The organism is Natronorubrum sediminis, assembly GCF_900108095.1.
Taxonomy (GTDB): Archaea; Halobacteriota; Halobacteria; order Halobacteriales; family Natrialbaceae; genus Natronorubrum; species Natronorubrum sediminis.
Window position 1 is genome coordinate 148,293 of the sequence record NZ_FNWL01000003.1, and the last position, 17,403, is coordinate 165,695.

The 17,403-nt window shown below is 59.0% G+C and carries 20 protein-coding genes, 1 tRNA gene and 1 pseudogene; 9 read left to right on the forward strand and 13 right to left on the reverse strand.

From position 1 onward, the window contains the following. The first annotated feature begins 83 nt into the window (after positions 1-83). The 3 genes from BLW62_RS14300 (at position 84) to BLW62_RS19130 (ending at position 1,867) form a co-directional block, all read left to right on the forward strand. Complete coding sequence (locus BLW62_RS14300) at positions 84-500, forward strand: hypothetical protein (protein ID WP_090507724.1); 417 nt, start codon at positions 84-86, stop codon at positions 498-500. Positions 501-613: 113 nt separating this feature from the next. Next, positions 614-1,150: a metallophosphoesterase gene (locus BLW62_RS14305; protein ID WP_090507725.1), complete on the forward strand. Its 537-nt coding sequence runs from the start codon at positions 614-616 to the stop codon at positions 1,148-1,150. Positions 1,151-1,741: 591 nt separating this feature from the next. Beyond that, positions 1,742-1,867 (forward strand): DUF7859 family protein, encoded by a 126-nt coding sequence (locus BLW62_RS19130; protein ID WP_257787611.1) that lies wholly within the window; start codon positions 1,742-1,744, stop codon positions 1,865-1,867. A 52-nt stretch (positions 1,868-1,919) separates the two neighbouring features. Here the strand turns inward: BLW62_RS19130 and BLW62_RS14310 are convergent, their stop codons facing one another. Beyond that, positions 1,920-2,942 (reverse strand): threonine aldolase family protein, encoded by a 1,023-nt coding sequence (locus tag BLW62_RS14310; protein ID WP_090507726.1) that lies wholly within the window; start codon positions 2,940-2,942, stop codon positions 1,920-1,922. A 156-nt stretch (positions 2,943-3,098) separates the two neighbouring features. Between BLW62_RS14310 and BLW62_RS14315 the strand changes: the two genes are divergently transcribed. The 3 genes from BLW62_RS14315 (at position 3,099) to BLW62_RS14325 (ending at position 5,024) form a co-directional block, all read left to right on the forward strand. After that, positions 3,099-3,308, forward strand: a complete 210-nt coding sequence (locus tag BLW62_RS14315) for a hypothetical protein (protein WP_090507727.1) — start codon at positions 3,099-3,101, stop codon at positions 3,306-3,308. Between the two features lie 70 nt (positions 3,309-3,378). After that, entirely contained in the window at positions 3,379-4,473 is a 1,095-nt protein-coding gene (locus tag BLW62_RS14320; RefSeq protein WP_090507728.1) for an aminopeptidase, read from the forward strand. Positions 4,474-4,607: 134 nt separating this feature from the next. Beyond that, the gene (locus BLW62_RS14325; protein WP_090507729.1) at positions 4,608-5,024 is read left to right on the forward strand and encodes a universal stress protein; all 417 of its coding nucleotides are present in this window, start codon (positions 4,608-4,610) and stop codon (positions 5,022-5,024) included. A 22-nt stretch (positions 5,025-5,046) separates the two neighbouring features. Here the strand turns inward: BLW62_RS14325 and BLW62_RS18775 are convergent, their stop codons facing one another. From BLW62_RS18775 to BLW62_RS14345, 5 genes are all read right to left on the reverse strand, one after another. Next, the gene (locus BLW62_RS18775; RefSeq protein ID WP_175459760.1) at positions 5,047-5,205 is read right to left on the reverse strand and encodes a hypothetical protein; all 159 of its coding nucleotides are present in this window, start codon (positions 5,203-5,205) and stop codon (positions 5,047-5,049) included. 12 nt (positions 5,206-5,217) lie between these two features. Continuing rightward, positions 5,218-5,718, reverse strand: coding sequence for a hypothetical protein (locus BLW62_RS14330; protein WP_090507730.1), 501 nt, complete (start codon positions 5,716-5,718; stop codon positions 5,218-5,220). 71 nt (positions 5,719-5,789) lie between these two features. Further along, the gene (locus tag BLW62_RS14335) at positions 5,790-6,482 is read right to left on the reverse strand and encodes an alpha/beta hydrolase (RefSeq protein ID WP_090507731.1); all 693 of its coding nucleotides are present in this window, start codon (positions 6,480-6,482) and stop codon (positions 5,790-5,792) included. Beyond that, positions 6,482-7,102, reverse strand: a complete 621-nt coding sequence (locus tag BLW62_RS14340) for a VOC family protein (protein WP_090507732.1) — start codon at positions 7,100-7,102, stop codon at positions 6,482-6,484. Before BLW62_RS14340 ends, BLW62_RS14335 begins: the two co-directional genes overlap by 1 nt. Positions 7,103-7,151: 49 nt before the next feature. Continuing rightward, positions 7,152-7,772: an NAD(P)/FAD-dependent oxidoreductase gene (locus BLW62_RS14345; RefSeq protein WP_090507733.1), complete on the reverse strand. Its 621-nt coding sequence runs from the start codon at positions 7,770-7,772 to the stop codon at positions 7,152-7,154. Positions 7,773-8,130: 358 nt separating this feature from the next. Here BLW62_RS14345 and BLW62_RS14350 point away from each other — a divergent pair, with 358 nt between their 5' ends. Then, positions 8,131-9,216, forward strand: coding sequence for a glutamate--cysteine ligase family protein (locus tag BLW62_RS14350; protein WP_090507877.1), 1,086 nt, complete (start codon positions 8,131-8,133; stop codon positions 9,214-9,216). Between the two features lie 17 nt (positions 9,217-9,233). Here BLW62_RS14350 and BLW62_RS14355 read toward each other — a convergent pair whose 3' ends face one another. The 6 genes and pseudogenes from BLW62_RS14355 to BLW62_RS18780 form a co-directional block, all read right to left on the reverse strand. Then, the gene (locus BLW62_RS14355) at positions 9,234-10,391 is read right to left on the reverse strand and encodes an MFS transporter (protein WP_090507734.1); all 1,158 of its coding nucleotides are present in this window, start codon (positions 10,389-10,391) and stop codon (positions 9,234-9,236) included. A gap of 683 nt (positions 10,392-11,074) precedes the next feature. Then, positions 11,075-11,325: pseudogene (locus BLW62_RS19030) on the reverse strand (DUF7692 domain-containing protein). A 324-nt stretch (positions 11,326-11,649) separates the two neighbouring features. Beyond that, a complete protein-coding gene (locus tag BLW62_RS14365) occupies positions 11,650-12,561 on the reverse strand; it encodes a hypothetical protein (RefSeq protein ID WP_090507735.1) in 912 nt (303 codons plus the stop codon). Positions 12,562-12,717: 156 nt separating this feature from the next. Continuing rightward, positions 12,718-13,416, reverse strand: coding sequence for a hypothetical protein (locus BLW62_RS14370; RefSeq protein WP_090507736.1), 699 nt, complete (start codon positions 13,414-13,416; stop codon positions 12,718-12,720). A gap of 1,502 nt (positions 13,417-14,918) precedes the next feature. Continuing rightward, positions 14,919-14,993, reverse strand: a tRNA-Arg gene (locus BLW62_RS14385). Between the two features lie 195 nt (positions 14,994-15,188). Continuing rightward, positions 15,189-15,644: a hypothetical protein gene (locus BLW62_RS18780; protein ID WP_175459761.1), complete on the reverse strand. Its 456-nt coding sequence runs from the start codon at positions 15,642-15,644 to the stop codon at positions 15,189-15,191. 359 nt (positions 15,645-16,003) lie between these two features. On the opposite strand from BLW62_RS18780, the gene BLW62_RS14395 reads away from it, so the two are divergent. Further along, on the forward strand, positions 16,004-16,576 hold the full coding sequence (locus tag BLW62_RS14395; protein WP_090507878.1) for an AAA family ATPase: 573 nt from the start codon (positions 16,004-16,006) through the stop codon (positions 16,574-16,576). After that, the gene (locus BLW62_RS14400) at positions 16,573-16,986 is read left to right on the forward strand and encodes an RNA-binding domain-containing protein (RefSeq protein ID WP_090507739.1); all 414 of its coding nucleotides are present in this window, start codon (positions 16,573-16,575) and stop codon (positions 16,984-16,986) included. The genes BLW62_RS14395 and BLW62_RS14400 overlap by 4 nt, the downstream gene beginning before the upstream one ends. A 22-nt stretch (positions 16,987-17,008) precedes the next feature. Here the strand turns inward: BLW62_RS14400 and BLW62_RS14405 are convergent, their stop codons facing one another. Then, the gene (locus BLW62_RS14405) at positions 17,009-17,383 is read right to left on the reverse strand and encodes a hypothetical protein (RefSeq protein ID WP_139305418.1); all 375 of its coding nucleotides are present in this window, start codon (positions 17,381-17,383) and stop codon (positions 17,009-17,011) included. Between the last annotated feature and the right edge of the window lie 20 nt (positions 17,384-17,403).

Consider the following 17,403-nt stretch of genomic DNA (forward strand, 5'->3'; position numbering starts at 1 on the left):
CTCCACACGGCTGGACCAGTAGTCATCATCGGCTGGCGTACGCGCGCTACAGGGCCAAAGGGATCGAGGGCTTCGCCTCGAGTATGGCTATCCCCGGGTACGATTCGAGCAGCGTCGCCGAGTACACACTCGAGCACGCCGGTGCGACCGTCGCCGTCGTCGCCGGTGTCGTCCCCGACGCGTTCGACCTCGAGAAGAGCGGCCGCGACCCGCCGGTCGACGGACTCGCGGCTCCGGTCGACCTCGTCGGCGTCGACGAGTTGAAGGCGGTCGAAGCGATCAGCATCGAACTCGTCTACGATCCCTCCAGACTCCCGCCGGGTGCGAGCCCGACCGACGTGTCGGTCGCCGTCGAGATGGCTGAGGGCTGGACGCCGCTCGAGTCGACCGTCGACCTCGAGTCGACGACGGTGACGGCGACTTTGAACGAACACCCGCCCGGCTCGACGGTGGTTGCAGGGTACGACGACAGTGACGACAGCGACGTTCCGTCTGCGTAACTTCGTTCCGCCGTTGTCACGGTCGGCACGTGACGACCGACGACGAACGATTCCGTCGAGCGGTAGCGTCCGATGACGAAAGGACCGTTAGCGCGGAGTCAGTAGCCACTGGCATGATCGCGATTTTTTCGGATACGCACAGTACCAGCGGGCACGAACTCACGGGCGACGCACTCGACGCGGCCCGCAAAGCAGACGCCGTCGTCCACGCGGGTGATTTCACGAGCGACGCAGCACTCGAGGCCTTTCAATCGGAGTGTGACCACCTGTTTCCGGTCCACGGAAACGCGGACGACCCGTCCGTCAAAGACCGGCTTCCAACGGCTCGCGTCGTCGAGGCAGACGGAATCCGCATCGCGCTCACGCACCGTCGAGAGGGCGGTCAGACTGGGCTGGCAATGTTCGGCCGCTCGCACGACGCCGACGTGGTCGTCTCCGGTCACACGCACCGACCGACGGTGATCGAGACCGACGATGTCTTGCTGTTAAATCCCGGCAGTCACGCCGACCCGCGCGGCAATCGGCCGGGGTTCGCCGTCCTCGAGTCTCGAGTAGCCGACGACGCGAACGATTCCGCGACGCAGATTGAAGGGGAGATCCGAACGCCGGAGGGCACGCGACTCGCGTCGATCGACTACTCGAACGAGTGACGAGGACCGTCTTCGGTCGTCGGAACCCATGATCAGTAGTCGAAGCACGTGACCTGACGATTCTCACGGAACATAGCTCTCTCGAGGCTCAGTCGAAACGAGAGTCCGTTTTCGATTCGGCCTCGAGATGTCTCGTGACGTCAACGGGGCGACCGCCGGGCTGAGAGGCGGTTCGTAAGGGGCTCCTGGAGGGTGTCCGGAGAGTGTTTGGAGGGCGTTCGGATGGACGATCGGAAGGTGATCGGCGTGGAGGTAGTGGGTTGGTGCGAGTAGCGGGAACCTCGAGACTGCGATACCCCAGACCCGGCACAACCCGCTGGAACTGACGTGCTGAGGCACCTGTGGAGGGGACTCCAACGAGTTGATGGCCCCGACCGGCGGGGTGGAATCACCGGATCGGGACAGATCGCACTTCGTTGGCGATCCCGATATAGGCGGCGTAAGGTGAAAACGGCGTTTTAGCTACGGTACGTCCGGCGAACAGGAGACTCCGTCGACACGAGTCGACCGTCTTCCGATCACGAGTCATGATTCCGGACGCCGCCGCTTCGGTCGAAACGGTTTTGCATACTGACACGGTATCGATCGATTATGCTGGGTTTCCTCCCCGACGACCCCGTTATCCTCGCGATCGTAGTGATCTTGCTGTCGCTCGTGTTCTTCTCGTATCTCCTCTTGCGAAAGACGATCCTCGAGTTCCGCGAAGGAATGCAGTAGACGGCTGTCTTCTCCTCTTCCAATCGGTTCGAATCGCTGTTCCGAGCGCGTTCTACGCCGTATTGAGGGCCGATTCGACTCCCTCGAGCGCCTGCTCGATATCGGCGTCTGACACGTCGCGGTGTGTACAGAAGCGAACCGTCGTCGGGCCAAACGGCGAGGCTACCACGCCATGGTCGCGACAGCGCTCGAGGAGTGCATTCGGCTCGAGTCCAGTTTCAGCCACGTCGACGAGCACGATGTTCGTCTCCGGTTCTTGTACGTCGAATCCCTCGAGCGTCGACAGCCCCGCTGCGAGTTCGCGTGCGCGTCGATGATCCGTCTCGAGGTCGGCTCTGTTCTCGAGCGCTTCCAACCCGGGCGCGGCGATGATTCCGGCTTGACGCATGCCGCCGCCGAGGAGTTTGCGGGTTCGCCGGGCCCGTGCGACGAACGCCTCGTCCCCGGCTAGTACGGACCCGACGGGTGCGCCCAGCCCCTTCGAGAGACAGTACATCACCGAGTCGACAGGGGAAGTGAGGTCGCTGGCGGAAACGTCGAGCGCCGCGGCGGCGTTGAACAGGCGCGCCCCGTCGACGTGGACGGGCACGTCGCGTTCGTGGGCCGCGTCGGCCGCCGCTGCGATCCGTTCGGGTTCGACGGCGAGTCCGCCTCGAGCGTTGTGCGTGTTCTCGAGCCAGAGTAGCCCCGTTCCCGGGCGGTGGAGGTCTTCTTCGACGTACTCGTCTGCCACCTGTTCGGGGGCGGGGACGCCGCGGTCGGCCTCGAGCATCCGAACCTGGAGGCCGGCGTGTTGGGCGAGGCCGCCGAGTTCGTACTTGACGACGTGGCTCTCCTTGTCCGCGAGGAGTTCCTGGCCTCGCTCGGTGTGGACGCGCGCAGCGATCTGATTGCCCATCGTCCCCGAGGGGACGTAGAGGGCGGCTTCCATGCCGACCAACTCGGCGGCGCGGGCCTCAAGTTCGGCCACCGTCGGATCTTCTTCGTACACGTCGTCGCCGACCTCGGCCGCTCGAGCGGCCTCGCGCATCGACTCGTCGGGTTTCGTCACGGTATCGGAGCGAAGGTCGATCATGCCTCGAGATCCGAACTCGGTGGTGAAATAGGCGACGACCGTCTTCCACGATTCGACTCGAGTTCGAGCAACGATTTCTCGACGTAGAACCGTCGACAGCTACCGCAAACACATCGAACCACCAACCTTTTTGACGCGATCACCCAGTTCGAACGTATGGCCGATCGAACCGATCCCGGGGTCCGTCTCGTCTCTGCGCTTCGCCTCGCAGCGGTCGTCTTGCTCGCGGTGGGGTTCAGCGGCTGGCTGCTCGACGACGGCGGCGAGGTGAGCCTCGAGTCGCCGTTCACCCTCGCGTTCGCTGGCGGCGTCGCGTGTGCGTTCGTGTCGATCTACCTCGGGATTTTTCTGGCGAATCGGGAGTAGTTCTCGCAGGTAGTCTCGCGGATGGTTTCGATTCGAAAACGGTATCCCAGCGCCGAGAGACGTGTGTCGCATGGACGCACGCATCCGCGAACACGCCGAAATCATCGCGAACCACTCCGTCGATTTGCAGGAAGGCGACAACGTCATCGTCGACGCCCACCCCGTCGCCGAGGACCTGGTCGTCGCGCTTCACGAAGTGATCGGCGACGCCGGCGCGAACCCGATTACCACGAGCCAGCGGACGGGTGCCCGCCAGCGACGCGCGTTCCTCCGCGCCGGTGACGACGAGTACGAGACACCGGAACACGAACTCGCCTTGATCCAGAACACCGACGTCTACATCGCGATTCGGGCTGGCGACAACGCGACCCAGACCGCCGACGTCGACCCAGAGACGCAGGCAGCCTACCAGCAAGCCCACCGTCCGATTCTCGAGGAGCGACTCTCGACGCGGTGGTGTCTCACGCAGTATCCGGCCCCGGCCAACGCCCAACTCGCCGAGATGAGCACGGAAGGCTACGAGAATTTCGTCTGGGACGCCGTCAACAAAGACTGGGACGAACAGCGCGCCCACCAGGCCAACATGGTCGAGATCATGGATCCCGCCGAAGAGATTCGCATCAAAAGCGGCGAGACGACCGACGTGACGATGTCGATCGACGCCAATCCGACACTCAACGACCACGGCGAACACAACCTCCCCGGCGGCGAGGTCTTCACCGCCCCCGAACCCGACAGCGTCGAGGGCGAGGTGCTGTTCGACATGCCGCTGTACCATCAGGGTCGTGAGATCACGGACGTCTACCTCGAGTTCGAGGGCGGCGAAGTCGTCCAGCACTCGGCAGCGAAAAACGAGGACGTGCTGACCGAAGTCCTGAACACGGACGAAGGTGCCCGCCGACTCGGCGAACTCGGCATCGGCATGAACCGAGATATCGATCAGTTCACGTACAACATGCTCTTCGACGAGAAGATGGGCGATACGGTCCACATGGCGGTCGGTCGCGCCTACGATGATACCGTCGCCGAAGGCAACGAACAGAACGATTCCGCCGTCCACGTCGACATGATCGTCGATATGAGTGACGACTCGTTCATTGAAGTCGACGGCGAGGTCGTCCAGCGCAACGGGACGTTCCGATTCGAGGACGGCTTCGAGGAATAGTCTCCGAGACTCACGTCGGTTGTCGCAGCGCGTTCTCGAGTCTGCAATCGTCTCGAGTCTGCAATCGTCTCGAGGAGCGCGAGTGCCACGCTCGTCGACCGGATTTATGCTGCGCGAGCGAGTATCGATGGGTGATGACAGTCCTCGTCGCGTACGACGGTTCGGAACCGGCACAGAAGGCAGTGAAGCGAGCGTTCGACGAGCACGGAGACGAGGAACTCGTCTTATTGCGCGTCGTCGAACTCGCCGACGGGTACACGGAAGCGGGAATCAAGGCGGTACAGGACGTGCTCGGGGACCGACGAGAGTCGGCGGCGGAAGAACTCCGCGCGGACCTCCCGGACCTCGTCGACACCGATTCGGTCGACTTCCGAACGGAAGTCGCCACCGGTAACCCGGCTCGAGAGATTGTTTCCGCCGCCGAGGAGTACGACGTCGACCAGATCGTGATCGGAAGCCACGGCCGCTCGGGCGTCTCTCGCGTCTTGCTGGGGAGCGTCGCCGAGTCGGTCGTTCGCCGCTCGCCGGTCTCCGTGACGGTCGTTCGATAGGCTGTGCGCAGGGAGTTCGAGTTCACCGCTCTTCGTCTTCGTTCTCGCCCTCGTCCTCGGAGTACTCGAGTTCGACACTTTCGTCGGAGAGGACGACCCACCAGAGCCACCATCCGAGCAGGTACAACAGGATGGCAATGCCGGCGAACGCCAACATCGGCTCGTACGGCGGCGTCGTCATCGTCGCGAGCGGTTACGTCTTCTCCGAGACGATCACGACGTCGCCTCGCTGCCCGTCTCGTTGGTACTCACACCGATATGTTTCCATCTCGGCCGTCGCTCGGAACGCGAGCGACTCGGTCTCTCCGACTGTCTCGTTACCGTCGCTCGAGTAGTCCGAGACGACTTCCTCGTCGGCGTCCCAGAAGGCGATGTTGTGGTGGACGCCGTCCATATTCTCCCAGACGAGTTCGTACTCACTCCCCTCGCGGAGCACGAGCGTCGGATTCTCGACGCGGTCGATAGCCGTCGGCTCGACGCCGACCCAGCCCCCGACGTAGCCGTCGAATCGGATCGTTTCGACGCCCGCCCAGGCCTCGGGGTCGGTCTCGCCCTCAAGTTCTTCGGCTGCGTCGACGACCGGCTCCGGGTCGTCTTCGGCGTCGTCTTCACCCAGACAGCCGGCGACGGACGCAGTCCATAGCCCCGCGAGCCCTCCGAGTACCGCTCGTCGGCCCGTGTGCTGCGGTGTCACTACCGGACGTACACCATCGAACGGGATAAGTCGCCGTTCACGCGCTAAAAACAGTCGACTCGAGCGAAACGTCACTCCGGGACGAGCGCCGCGACCATCTTCGAGACCGTCGCGAGTTCGTCGTCGTTGATGCCGTGGCCCATCCCTTCGTAGAGTCGCTTGGTCACGTCGGCGTTCATCGCCTCGAGCACGTCTGCCGTCTCGTGGACCCGTCGTTCGGGAATGTGGGGATCGACGTCGCTACAGCCAAGGAAGACAGGGGTCTCCTCGAGGTCGGCGTCGTCGCTCGTGTACGCCTCCGGGTCGATCTGCTCGCCGATGAGCCCCCCGCTGAGGGCGGCGAGGCCGCCGTATCGTCGCGGGTTTCGGGCGACGAACTCGCTGGCGAGACACGCACCCTGCGAAAAGCCGATCAACATGATGCGCTCGCATGGAACGCCGGCGTCGGTCGCCTCGCCGATCGCGTCCGCAATCGCCTGGAGTCCCGACGATCGTCCCGGTTCGTTCTGCTCGACGGGTGCGAGAAACGAGTTCGGATACCACGTCTGGCGGGCCGCCTGCGGGGCGAGAACGGCGACGCCCTCCTCGTGAACCTCGTTCGCGAGTTGAACCATTCCGCGTGCGCTCGCGCCGCGACCGTGCGTGAGAACTAATGCTGCCTCTGCGTCCTCGAGTGGTGTCCCGTCGGTAACGAGTGGCTGATTTTGGTGTGGCCCGTTTTCGCGGCCCTCCTGCGGTCCGTCGCCGTCGGACCTGCCCCCCATCACTCGACCCCACCGGTGCCGGCGCTGGCCTCGGGGAGGTCGTACTCGACGACCTCGAGGCCGAGTGCCTCGATCGCTCCCCGGAGGTGCTCGTCTTTCGCGTAGTCGGCACCATCGTCTTCGCGGAGTTCCTGGGCCTTCGCGAGTACCTCGCCGCGTCGGTCGTCGGGAATCTCGTACTTGTCCGTCGAGAGTTCGATGACGAGGCCGTTGTTGTCGTGCGTGTAGATCGAGTGGAAGATTCCCCGGTCGAAGACGTTGTAGCGGTAACCCGCGTCCTCGAGGGCGTCCATCGTCTCCTCGTACTCGTCGGGTTCGATGCGGAAACAGAGGTGATGGACGGCCCCGACACCGCCGCGTTGGCCCTTCGCGGACGGTCGATCGTCGCTCACGAAGAATGTGAGGATCCGACCGTCGCCCGTGTCGAAGAACAGGTGGGTCTGGGACGGATCGTCGAGGTTGGGCTGGCGGAGTACGAGGGGCATCCCGAGGAGGTCTTGGTAGAACTCGACGGTTTCCGCTTCGTTGCTTCCCCAGATGGTGATGTGGTCGGTTCCGGCTGCGTGAACGGGGCTGTCTGGTAGTTCGGGCGTGACTGGTGTCTGTGAGTCGTTTGACATGGGTCGGTATGGGTGGAGTGGTGTAGGTAGGTCGGTCGGGTGAATATCGCTACTCTGCGAGTACGTCGCCGAAGACGCGCTCGGCGTCGGCGGGCACGTCGAAGTCGTGATAGTGGTCGCCGCGGACGGCCGAGAGGATGTTGAGCGCCGCGGCAGCGCCGTCGCCGACGGAGATAGCGGCTTGCCACTCCTCTGGTCGGACCATCGCGCCGGTCGCGTAGACGCCCGAGACGCTCGTCTCCATGTCGACGTCCACGTCGACCACGTCGGCGTCGGTGAACGCACAGCCGAGGTCGTCTGCGATGTCGCGGTTCGCACCCGTCGCCAGGATTACGTAGTCGGCGTCGTACTCCCCGTCCTCGGTCTCGACCGTGAAGCCATCGGCCTCGTCGCTCACGGCAGTGACTGGCTCTTCCTGTCGTCGGTCGACGCCGAAGTCGTCGACTTGCTGGCGCGCCGTTTCCATGAACTCGCTGCCGCCGACGGAGCCGATGCCGAGGTAGTTGAACAGGTGGGCCTTGTGCATCCACGTCTCGTCCGCGTCGAACACCGTCGTCTCGAGGCCGTTTTTCGCCGTAAAGAGTGCGGCGCTCAATCCGGCAGGACCGCCGCCGCCGACGATCACCGATTCATCGAACTCGTTATCGTTCTCGGAGGAACCGTTGCTCATCTGTAGTTACACATTGTTACCGCACGCACATGAACCCACTAGAGACACCAGACCAACCCCGTTACACGAGTGTTAGTGGGCCACCAGCGTGTTACGGCGAACGTCGGTTCACTCGAGGGAGGATTCTCTTCGATTGATTGGTTGTATATGTGGAATAGAAGCCCTCTACTCCCGATTTAGTCCCTGCGTTCGCAGGCTCAATCAATTCACGTGACTGCGCGCTATCGTCTACTCCACAGCAGAGACCTGACGCCTTCAGGTCTACACACGAAGGCAGCCGCCGTCCACTAGCACCGTTCGGCCCAGTGACAGGCCACTCGAGGGCCAATCTACGCACACCATGCCAACGGAGACATCCATGAACACCAGCCTCGAGGTAGAGTACTGGGTTATCGACGACGATGGTAACCTGGTGCCACCCGGCTCACTGCTCGACGTATCCCCACAGCTCGATCCCGAGTTCGTCGAGCCGATGCTCGAGATCAAAACAACCCCGTGTCAGTCGATGGCCGAACTCCGCGCGGAGTTTCGCCGTCTCATCAGCACCGTCGTCGATGCAGCCCACGACCAGCAAAAGCGTCTCGTCCCCCTTTCGACGCCGCTACACGCCGGTCCCGAATCCATTCCTTACCGCGACAAACGAGGAAGCGACCTCCAGCGTCAGATCGTCGGCCCGACGTTCGAGGACGCCCGCGTCTGTGCGGGCACGCACGTTCACTTCGAACGCTCGAGCGTCGTCGACCAGTTGAACACGCTGACGGCGATCGACCCCGCGTTCGTGCTCGTGAACAGTTCCTCTCACTACCGCGGCGAACACCTCCTAGAGTGCGCCCGTCCCTACCTCTACCGACGCTCGTGTTACGACCCGTGTCCCCAGCAGGGCCAACTGTGGTCGTACGTCGACAGCGTCGAGGAGTGGGAACAGCGCCTCGAAGACGCCTACGAGTGCTTTCGCGAACGCGCACTCGAGCGCGGCGTCGACCCGGCGGCGTTCGACGACGCGTTCGACCCGTTCGACGCCGTCTGGACGCCGGTTCGGCTCCGAAAAGCGATGCCAACTGTCGAGTGGCGTTCGCCCGACGCCGCCTTGCCGAGTCAGATTCTACGGCTCACCGAGACCGTCCGCTCGCTCGTCTCACACGCCGATGCCCACGGAACCGTCGTCGCGTCCGACGAGCACCGGTCGGCGAAGACCGACGACCGACTGTCCCTCCCCTCGTTCGACACCGTGGAATCGGTCACCGACGCGGCCATCCACGACGGACTCGAGGATCCGTCCGTTCGGAACTACCTTCGCGAACTCGGCTTCACTCCCTCCGCGCACGACCCGCTCGCGAATCGGCTGCCGGCGTCTCGACTCACCGAGCGACAGGCGAAACAACTCCGACTCGAGGCCGCGAGCCAACTCGAAGCCGACCTCGAGCGGACGCCCGCTCGGGTATAGGCCTCCGTGTTGTCGACTCAGTTTGGTAAGCGATCCGCTCGTTCGAGCACTGCGAGGCCGATAACCGTCACGCCGAGGAAGAGGGCGGCGATTCGGAACACGGTGTCGTAGGCGTAGCCGTGTTCGACGAAGACGCCCAATACGACCGAGCCGAGCGCCTGTGTGAGCATCCATACGGAGCTGAATACGGCGTAGGCGCTCCCTCTCGAGGAGTCCGGCAGCGTATCGAGGAGGAACGTGTCCGTGGCCGGAAAGAGCGCGTGGATCACGAAGCCGACGATACTCGAGATGAGGACCAATCCGAGGAAGCTCTCGACGACCGTCAACACGAGGACGCTGAGCGCGAACGTTCCGACGATCCCGAGCAGGTACGGAACCCGCGGCAGCTTGTCGGCTAGATCTCCGCCGAAGTAGAAGGCGGGAATTCCGGCGGCGAAGACGATCGAGAGCATCAGTCCCGACGCCTGCGAGGAGAGTCCTTTCGATTGCATGTACAGTTCGTAGAAGTTGAACACGCCCTGCCAGATGAACGACGCCGCGCCGACGATTGCCAGCGCGGTGACGATGAGTCGCCACTCCGAAAGCGCACCGGCCACGAAGTTTCGATCGTCGACCCCCGCTCTCGGGAGTTCGGTTCTGACCGCGGCGAGTCCGGTGTACACCGTCACGAGTGCCGTCCCGAAGGCGATCGCCCACAGCGAGAGTCGCCAGTCGACGACGAGCGTGAGCGTCACGAGCGGGGCCGCGATCACGGCGGCGATCTGGCTGGCAGCGCCGTGGATGCCGATGACGCGGCCCACACGTCCGGGATACAACTCGCTCAAAAACGGGTTCGCGGAGACGAAGTAGACGCCGGAGGCGATCCCCATCAAGAACGCGCCGACCATCAGGTGGTGGATCGTCGTCGCCGTGGCGGCGAACGCCGCCGCAGCCGTCAGAATCGCACCGGAGCCGATCACCACGGTGTGTCGAGGAAGCTTCGTCAGGAGCCACCCCGTCGGGAGTCGCGGCGACGCGCTCCCGATCCACGTCAGCGTCACGAGGAGCCCGGCAGTCGCCTCACCGATCGCAAACTCGGCGATGATGACGTCAAGCAGCGGTGCGAAGATAATTCTCGCGAGGTTGAGCAAAAAGACGAGACCACACAGCGAGGCGAAGAGTCGGGCGCGGCTCACGAGCGCTCTTTCTAGTACACGCTCTCAAACGTTCCGAAATTCGACCACTACTCGTGGCGGAGTGAAACCGACGCTCAACGCGCTCGAGTCCCTCGAGTGTCGGACGGAGGACCCGCTAGTCGAACGTGAGTAACAGTGAGGACGAGTGACCGTCCGCGGTCGTAGCGGGGTCGCGGTGGTCAGAACTGTGTTCGTCGTTGCACAGATGATCGCGGAAGCAGCCAGCACGCGTGGCCACAGCCAGTGTATGCCGTGGGATTCGGGGGTCGAAACGACCTGTCTGCATGCTATTTATTCACATCACCTCGACCAATACGTGTGTGCGTCCAATAATAAGCTTTCACCCTCCGGCAATCAGTCTCTTTATTCGCAGAAAGGGGATGGAATGGGCATAATACATCGAGAATATGTTCTGAAACTCACTTTTTGGAGCTTCGTGTTGATGGGTTTTGCTCGAGTCTTCCCTTTCAGTGCTGTCGCTCGCGAATTATCCGCGACAAGAAGAGCACAATGAGATGTGAACGATACCATCGGCTCGTTCAAATCTCCTCTCAACTCCACATCAGCAGGGCCGCAACGCGGTAGCGTGCCTTTCGTATCACGGGTTCAGGATAAAATGGATTTCTCGCGTACTCACCACCGTTTCAGAAACACGCCGGTGGTGATCACTGCGGGGACGAACACTAATCAACACTATCCTGTCTTCGGTGACCGCATTCGTTTTTCTCGACGGTAATCGATTGTTCGACGGAAACTGATACCCCTCGAGTGTTCAATGTCTTGGCACTCTCTCGGCGCTACTCGAGGGTGAGATCGTCGCGCTCGAGGACCTGGCGTGTGGCTGCACTCAGGTGGGCCACGTCGTCGCAGGCGCTCACCACTGCTCGAGTCTTGGTAAGTCGTAGAAGCGGGGTGCGCGTTCAATAGCGTCCATTCAGTGTGCATAGTCGCCGTCGGTTCGGATTCCCTTGCCCGTACACACGGGCCCTCGAATCCTCGTGTTTTGGCTCACTCACTCGCGCCCATAGTCGATAATCGGGGGTCTTCTATCAGTCAACTCGAGTGGTCGACGGTCCCGTCGGGTCGATCGGCGCACAATATGCACACGGCGTTCTCGGTCTCGTGTGCATATTCGGGGAAGGAGATTTGTCGACGTGCAACCCCAGGGAGTGATGAGTCAGAGATAGAAATAATAAGCCGGTGAATGGTTTTTGCTGATTGGAACTTATTGTATAAGACAACGTACCTATCGATAATACTATTCTGAGCGTTCTAGAACATCTGTGAGTTTTGGTCTATCACTCGAAGAGTTAGTACCTAAAATGCGGCTTGGGTTTTCATCTAAGGTATTAATCAGTGACTCATCAAGATTCTCAGATGCTGTTTCATCGCCTTTCTCAGTGAACTCTTTCTTATATCCTTGGTATGACTTTGCCAAAACTTCCTTATGTGCATATTCTTCCATGAGTCGCTTATTTTTCCGATATTCACTTGAGCCGAATGCTGCCAACCAAGCAAAGGCAATAAAGAATGGAATTCTCGCTATGACATTAGATGCTGCTGCTTCCACGCTACTGGGATCATCTAATGCCCAAACAGCTGTTAAAACAAACCCCACTATGCCGATGATAAATATGGAAACAAAAACTATTTGCGGTCGAATATACCTCTGCTTCTGATCTGCGAAGGCTTTTGTGAGTCCTACACTCGCTGCGCCAGGCAACAAGGATTCTATTTTTTCGTACGTATTTTCAAATCTATCCTTCTGATCTTCCATATATTGGTCGATTTCTTCTTCTTTTGTATCAAGCCGTTTATTAAGTCCGCCAGTTCGGTTTCCATCTTCATTCTCTTCCCCGAATACCATGGTAAAGAATTTATCAATTTCATCTTTCTTCACCTCGGTTGACGTTAACAGCTCGTCTAACGTCTGTTCTATATCCTCAATTTCATCCCGGGAATCTTCAATATCATCCTTTAACTCTTCAATCGTTTTTGAATTCTCTTCCGACTCTTCGGCAAAGTTGGCTGCTTCGGACTCGTGTTCTTCTATCTTGTCCAAGTAATCTTTGTTCTCTTCCAATTTAGAGTCTACTGATTCAAATTTCGTCTCTAAATCTTCAAACACCGACTGGAGATCAGTTATTCTTTCCCGATTAGATTTGCCCATAGGAGCTTTAGTTATACAATTATCTTAAAACTCTCTATACTTTGACTCTTGGTCTAAGCCATACCATGAGACGCCGAAGTCTCTCACGAAGGCTTCTCGCCCTCGTGTTCATGTCTGAGAAGTTGATTCTCTGAACGTGCGACCAACGGGAGACATTCACTGAGCCCTTTTAGAAAATTCCTCTTTTAATAAATTAATATAGTCATCTAAAGATTCGACCTCTGATGCCATATCCATTGCATTCGTGTATCTATTGTCGCCGAATATCTTTCTAATTAAAGCCATACCAAAGAGCAGAGGAATTACTAATACCTTATTGCAAACAATCTTCTGCCATTTCACAGCGACATCTAAATCACCTGTTTTCACTTCGCCGACTCCAGAGTATGCAATTCGGTTCAAGAGAGCAACCCTAACCAAAACAAAGAATGGTAACAACAACAAGAGTGCCTCTATACCCCATCCATGGAAGGTACTGCTTAGCACAGAGATATTCATTGTACCAGCAAATATGACCAAAATACCGATTACAAAGGTGAAAAGAAGCTCGCCATGTTCATGCTGTCTTTCACCTTCTGATTTTATTTCTCTAAGCTCTTGATCTACACTATCCACATCCCATTTGACTGCATCATTTGAGACAGCTTGAACAATATCAGATCGTACCCCCTCCAACTGAAGATTATCCAAAACACTTCCGAAATATGAGTTAATATTGACATTCCCTACTTTACTTATCAAACCCGATAGCCATAGTAAAAATACCAGCGGAATTAGTGTGAGCAAAAGTGGTATGGAGACTACGATAACAGCCAGAATAAGGATGACAAGAGTGACATAATCGATTTTCATCATGTATCCAATATTATATTTTATACAAATAGCTGTTTTGGCTGGGCTTCTATGTGGTGTTCGACCTTGCTTAGACGTTAAGCGATTCTCCTATTGAATCTGGAACAGTGATAAAATAAATTTCCACCTTTTTCTGCTGTGCCAGTACGTGAGTTGTGCAGTAGAAGCGGTGGTGAATTTGTGACCTCGATTTCAACCACAGCTACTCGAGTTGACGAATTGCATCACTCACTGTGAGTCCGTGCCGATCCGCAATCTCGGCTGCCAACTCCAGAGCCCACTCCTCTTTCAGAGTGCCCCTATACTCCTGAGCAAGTGAAACGAGGGCATAGACGATTAACAGATCATCTTGTGGATGGCGCATGACACCCACGGTTGGCCTCGGATTCAGTAATAAACTCTCTGACGAACAGCTACTACTCGTGAAAACCGAGGGTCGCGTTACGCTGGAGTCGTATTCACCTGCTCTTCTACCGCACTCACCCCTTCCTCGAGCGCAACAATCCAACACTCCTGGGCGAGCATGATTGAAATGAGGTGCGCGTTCATCGGGTCCGTACTATTTTGAATGCCGCCAGCATCCGCGAAATTTCGTACCTGCCCAAAGAGGCACTCGAGGTGAGGTTTGTACTGCTGGCGGAGTACTCTGTGATACGGAGACCACTCGTGTTCGAATTCTCTGAGTGTATCTCGGTCTGTAGGGTGTGTTTTGCCCATACGAGATCCAGCGAAGGGGAGCAGATAAGCAACGGAGAGCGGTCTCCGGAATTCCGATACCGTTCTGGAAACCACCGTTTCCTGTTCATCAGGTAGTGACAGGGGGTAATGAACGGGAATCGGTGGTGTAGAGAATGCCGGGAATGAACCGACATCAGTGCCTCATCCGCTGGTGGGTGAATCGGATGGATTGGTCGAGAGCTGGTGCCAATGATGTGAGGTCATATTGGCCCGGATCTCAACCAATGGCGGGATCGTCGGATGCCCCAGGTCGGACAGACTGTCAAGACAGTTTTCCACCCCGCCATGAATTACTTCGTCCTCAACATGGTAAGCTAGACACCTAACTAGTAATGCATAGGACGCTCCACTCACTATTTCGATTGGTTGAGCGTGCCACTGTTTTGAGTAGCACCTCCGTTTTCTGTCGATCAAGTGGAGACCAGCGAGCGTCCGCCACTCCTCACGATACTTCCGGACACGAAGCGATACATCGCCCTCACAATCGCAGCAAAAGCGCTCCTCGAGTCACCTATCTCTGGTCGGGATTTTATTCTCACGTGCGTTCGCCGGAAAATCACGGGCACGATGGGAGTATGAACCATGCCCGAGAACCTGCGCGAAGCGCAGAAGCTCGGTCTGATTCAAATCCCTGTGCCGTTACTGCTCACAATGTTCACAGATAACGGGCACGATGGGATTATGAACCACGGTCGCAGCAAGCTGCTCCCTGATTCAAATCCCCTGCGTGCTGCGTTCAGCACGCCTCGCAGTGCTCGGCGGCTTTACGGGCACGATGGGATTTGAACCCACGACCGTCGGATTAGAAGTCCGACGCTCTTTCCGGACTGAGCTACGTGCCCTCGAGTACGAATCCACGATCAATCGGTATAAGCAGTGTGGATTGAACCTGCAGGGGTGGCTACACGCGTCTCGTGGCCAGAGACTCGAGTATCGTCGACACGATTCTCGTCCGGATCGAGCCGATCGCAGTCGCTCGAGAGAACGTGCGCGTGCGAAAAATAAACAGTCAATAGCCGTGACCTCGGTCAGCCCGCTTATAGACCCTCTTCGTCGTCTTCGTCGTCTTCGTCGTCTTCGTCGTCTTCGTCACCGTTCATGCCATCGTCTTCTTCTGCGCCCATGCCGCCTTCGTCGTCTTCGTCATCGGCGTCTGCATCCGCGTCGGCATCCTCGTCTTCGTCGTCTTCCATGCCGTTGTCTTCGTCATCGTCGGCATCCGCATCCTCGTCATCGTCGTCGTCCATTGGGTCATCGTCATCATCCATCTCGTCGTCATCATCATCCATCTCATCGTCTTCGTCGTCCATCTCATCGTCTTCGTCGTCCATCGCGTCGTCGTCCATCCCGTCTTCATCGTCGGCATCGGGTTCGCCATCGTCAGCCGGCTCTTCTTCTTCTTCATCGTCGTCCATACAGCCAGCAACTGCCGCAATCATCCCGACGCCGAGGGCTTTCGTGAATCGACGTCGATCGAGGGTTGGTGCTTTCATAACGCGCGTCTGGAGCATCCAGCGATTGGCAAATAATGGGGACCGTCCGTTGAATTTGATACTCTCGAATTTGGATGAATTATCGCAGTTAACCCGAGATAACCTCGCCGTTGCGAACTCACGCGTTGTTTTGCGCTGTAGAATTCATTCGTCCTCGCGGACGCCCCTCCCCGATATTCTGCTTGCAACTCACACCGTGTCCACCCCGACGTGGTACTCGGCAAATCGTCCGTGAGCGCACTCGAGGAGTGGCTTTTTTCCGCATTTGCTACTCGTACAACGGTTGTTCTCGGCGAGGAAGGTCGCGGCCGAAGCGACGAACACAGCGCTTATGCACGTCTCGGCGGTAGATGCTCTCGATGCACGTCATCGGAACGGTGGGGCTCCCCGGCAGCGGGAAGGGCGAGGCAGCCACCGTCGCACGCGAGAACGGAATTCCGGTGGTGACGATGGGCGACGTCGTCAGACAGGAAACCGCCGATCGCGGGCTCGATCCCTCGAAAGACCACGGTAGCGTCGCGAAGGCACTCCGCGAGGAACACGGCCCGGCAGCGATCGCCGAACGCTCGCTGCCGATGATCGCCGACCGACTCGAGGATCACGAGACGGTGCTGGTCGACGGCATTCGCTCGGATACCGAAGTCGACGTCTTCGAATCGGAGTTCGGCGACGCGTTCACGCTCGTGAGTATCGAAGCGCCCTTCGAGGTTCGTGCCGAGCGAATCGACGCCCGCGGTCGCGACCTCGGCGAGGACGACGGCGGGGAAGCCCTCGCTACTCGCGACGAGCGCGAACGCGGTTTCGGGATGGACGACGCGATGGCTCGCGCCGACGTCGTCATCGACAACACCGACTCGCTCGAGGCGTATCACGACCGAATCGAGCGGATTATCCACCAGCAGACGCACGATACGGAGGCCCACCACTCATGACCGATATCTACCGCGTCGACGTCGAGATCACGGCCCCGGTGTACGATACCGAAGTGACGAGTCGCGTCACCGATGCCATCGTGAACATCTTTCCCAACGCCGATCTCGAGGAAGGATTCGGCGAGATTAGCGCCAGCGCACACTCGATGGATCACTTCTCGGAACTGCTCCACCGACAGGAAATCTTAGACACCGCACGCGGCGAATTCTTCGGAAGCCGGGAGGGAGACACGTTCTCCTTCGCACTCAAGAAACAGGCCGCATTCGAGGATCGGATCAATTTCTCGGTCGGTGAACCGGACGAACTCGGCGAGATTGCCGTCCGCGTTCGCGTCGAAGAACCCACGCTCGAGGAGTACGTCGACCACATCGCCCCACCGACGGAAGACGGGCGACCGATCGATCCCTGAGTTTCTCGCTGTGTGACTCGAGTCAGGAGTGGCTGTGTACGCACGACGTTCTCGCTCGATAACCCTGCCAGCCACAGTACAGCGAGCCGAGGGTGAAGATGACGACGGCACCCGCATACTGCGAGGCGGGGGCACTCGCGTACGCGACCGCGGCGAAACCGGTCATTCCACCCGTGAACGCGAGTCCGGTCACGTGGGTCATGCTCGCCTCGAAGAGTGCCGCGAGGAGCAACACCACCGCGGCGTAGACTCCTCCCAGCCCCATGCTAATCTGGTCGATCCCGCCGTCTTGAATCGAGTTGTGGAGTAACAACACCTGCAACACGACCAATAATCCGAACACGACGACGAGCGGGCGATTTCGGGAGGCACGACCCACCGTTGACCGACCTGACATACTGTTCCACTATTTCTGTC